This is a genomic window from Moorena sp. SIO3I6 (genome assembly GCF_010672095.1).
This window is the reverse complement of the sequence record NZ_JAAHHU010000453.1, coordinates 1-3427: the sequence shown is the minus strand read 5'-3', so window position 1 is coordinate 3427 and position 3427 is coordinate 1. Positions and strand designations below refer to the sequence as shown.

The window sequence follows — 3427 nt, the reverse complement described above, 5'->3', positions numbered from 1 at the left end:
TCCTTCACTTAGTTGAGCATCATATCCTTTTGGCTGAAAAAGGATTGATTCATGAATTGCTGCATCAGTGGCAGATTTAACTAAGTCTAATTCGGGAATGGTGGTATCCCAAAGGGTTAAATTCTCTCGAATTGTACCAGCAAAAAGGAAAATATCCTGTTCAACCATTGCTAAGGAATTGGCAAGAACAGCACGAGGAATTTGACTACGAGGAATACCATCAAAGAGGATTTCCCCCTCCCAAGGGACATATAATCCACAGGCTAATTTAGCAATGGTTGATTTTCCTGAACCACTAGTACCGACTAAAGCAATTCTTTGCCCCGGTTTGATAATTAAATTAAAGTCTTCAATCAGGGAAGATTCTAAGCGAGAATACCCAAAACTGATGTTACGAAATTCTACATGACCCTGTAATTTAAATGAATCGGAAGTTAGAGGATCATTATTGATGGGACGAGCAAACTGATGGGTCTGACGAGTGGCTTCTTCATCAATTGGATTTTGTAGTACATCATCAAGACGATTAATATCAGCTTCTAATTCTTGTAAGGTACTCCCAAAATTAATCAGTTCATTGATGGGTTTGAGAAAGCTACTGGTTAAAAGTTGATAGGCAATTAGCATTCCAATGGTTAGTTCTCCTTTGATGACCCGTAAGCCTCCGATTAGCAAAATAGAGGCAGTAGCTAAGGCGGTTAACAGATTAGGAAGTGCATTGAGAATTTGTGTTTGTACCCCTAATTTTTGTTGAGCGTTTAAGGCTTTAGTATAATAACCGGCAAATCGAGTAAACAGATCTGATTCGAGTCCAGACGCTTTAATGGTTTCAATTGATTGAATGCCACCAATCGCTGTACCAGCTACTTTTCCATATTCTTGGGCTAAACTAATATTGGCATCTGTCCGATTACGAGATAAGTATTGAAGGGCTATAAAATTAAAGCTGGCAAATAGAATCGTTATCGTGGTTAAGAGTGCGTCATACGTAAACATTAATAGGGCATAAAGCCCCATCATGATCACATCAATAACAGTGGTGGCTAGACGGCCAGAAATTACGTCTGCTACGCGATCATTGAGTTGAGCGCGATCGCTGATTTCACCGGAAAACCGTTGAGCATAAAATCCCACAGGTAAGCGTAAAATATGCCAAACAAATTGTCCTGACATACTAACAGAAAGTTTGACTAAAAGTCGGCGTAATACTTTTAATTGCAGACGGGCAAGAAGTCCCTGAACAATTGCAGTAATCACCATTGCCAATAACATCGGTCTCAGCCAGTAGTGATAATCTTCAATTAAAATTTTATCGACAAATACTTGGCTAAAGATAGGGACTATCAACCGAGGAAAGGTTAGGATTAATCCTACTAATAGAGAGAATAAAATTGAGTTTTGAGATGTTTTAAAGCGATTATTTAGAGAAGAAATTATACTTGTTTTTTTACCTTCTTTTTGAAACTCTGAACCAGGTTCCATCACTAGAACTACCCCAGTGTAACCTTGGCTAAATTCTTCTAAAGATATTTTACGGGGACCCGTGGCTGGATCATTGAGGTAAACACAATTTCTACCAAACCCTTCTACGACCAAAAAATGGCAAAACTCCCATAATATGATAAAGGGCGGATTTAAAGTTTTTACGTGTTCCAATGACTTTTTAAACCCTTTAGCAGTCAAACCATAGGTTCTTGCTGCTTTAAGTACATTAGAAGCTTTACTCCCATCCCGTGATACGCCACACACTTTTCTTAATTCAGGTAAGGGAACAAAGCGGTGATAATAACCCAAAATAATGCCTAATGATGCTGCACCACACTCTACTGCTTCCATCTGTATGAGGGTAGGAGTACGGACACGTTTCTGGGTTGGGGGCTTTGTATTTTGGGTTAAGGTTAACATATTAACGAACTATTGTGCTTAAATTAGAGGACATAGGTTGGGATGAATGAGAAAGTAGGCTTTGCAACGAAGCTTGGAAATGCTTTAAAGACATCTGTTGCAGATACTCATGATGGTCGGGTAGTATTTCTCTTAGCTGCTCAGAGCGACGTTTAATTCTTAAAAGAATTTGCTCTTCCTCTGGGTGATCTTTATAATCTAAAAGTGGCAAACTTTGCACAGGAAAATTTTCCATACCAGCTAAAATACAAACATAGGAATAATCCGGGAATAAATGACCAATATTTCCATGATAAATTGGCCACATTATCTTCCATAGCTCTAATTTTGCTTTGAGGGAATCCGGAATAAATTGGTGATATTTATTGGTTCGCCAAAACGGCGTATCTTCTCTTTTAGTTAAGCAATAGTGCATCACAATAAAATCCCTGATCTCCTCATACATTTCCCGCATGATACTATTATAGTTGTTAATCAACAAAGGAGAGAAAGTTTTATCTGGAAAATTACGGATTAAGGCTTCTAAACCCAGTTCAACTAAATAAATACCGGTGGATTCCAACGGTTCAATAAATCCACCAGACAAGCCAATGCTAACACAATTTTTGGCCCAAGTATTTCTCGTTCTTCCGACCCTGGTTTTGATATGTTTTGCGGGTTGATCATTGGCTTTTTGCCCTAAGTGCTTTCTGAATTCAGTCTCAGCATCGTCTTGAGAAATAAAAGAACTTGAATATACATATCCATTACCGCTTCTTTCTACTAAAGGAACATTCCAAGCCCATCCTGAACTTAAAGCAGTTGCTGTGGAATAAGGGTTAATTCCTCCATTTTTGGAATTATACCTATCATCTTTTTCGTAGGGAATGGATATAGCAATAGCTCGATCACAAAATAATGAATCAGCATAAGAAATAAATGGTTCTTGAAGCGCTTTATTAATCAATAGTCCTCTAAAACCGGAACAATCAATAAAAAATTCAGCCGTCTGATTGCCATGATTTTCTGTGATTAAGTGGCTAATAAATCCCCTACTGTCTAAAGCAACATCTAAAACGTTATCAACAATGTGTCTAACTCCTGCTGATTTTGCTCTCTGTTTTAAATAAGTCGCTAGTTTTCCAGCATCAAGGTGATAAGCATACTCTATATTCCCAGAATATTCTGGACTGTCATAGGATTTTGGCGATTTTTGAGCCGCACATAAATTAATATGTTCAAAACAACTTTCATCAAAAGCTGCGGTATTTCCCTGGAAGTGATTTTTTAACCAATACTGAGATATAGGGATTCCCAGATTTGGACTACTTTTTAGTTCACCAAAAGGATGCCAAAATACGTCTGGTTTAGAGGAGCCAGACCAATTTACAAATTTAATCCCTAGTTTAAAGGAAGCATTACATCTGGTCATCCAGTCAAATTCCGAAAGACCTAAAAGTTTAAATGTAATTTGTAGTGTTGGTAGGGTGGCTTCCCCAACTCCTACCGTACCAATATCTGAGGATTCTATCAGAGTAATTTA

The 3427-nt window shown here is 37.9% G+C and carries 2 protein-coding genes; both read right to left on the bottom strand.

Going from position 1 to position 3427, the window contains the following annotated elements:
- On the bottom strand, positions 1-1905 hold a 1905-nt coding region (locus F6K49_RS37790), incomplete at its 3' end, for an NHLP family bacteriocin export ABC transporter peptidase/permease/ATPase subunit (RefSeq protein WP_293105333.1).
- Between the two features lies 1 nt (position 1906).
- Entirely contained in the window at positions 1907-3415 is a 1509-nt protein-coding gene (locus F6K49_RS37785) for a tryptophan halogenase family protein (protein WP_293105335.1), read from the bottom strand.
- Between the last annotated feature and the right edge of the window lie 12 nt (positions 3416-3427).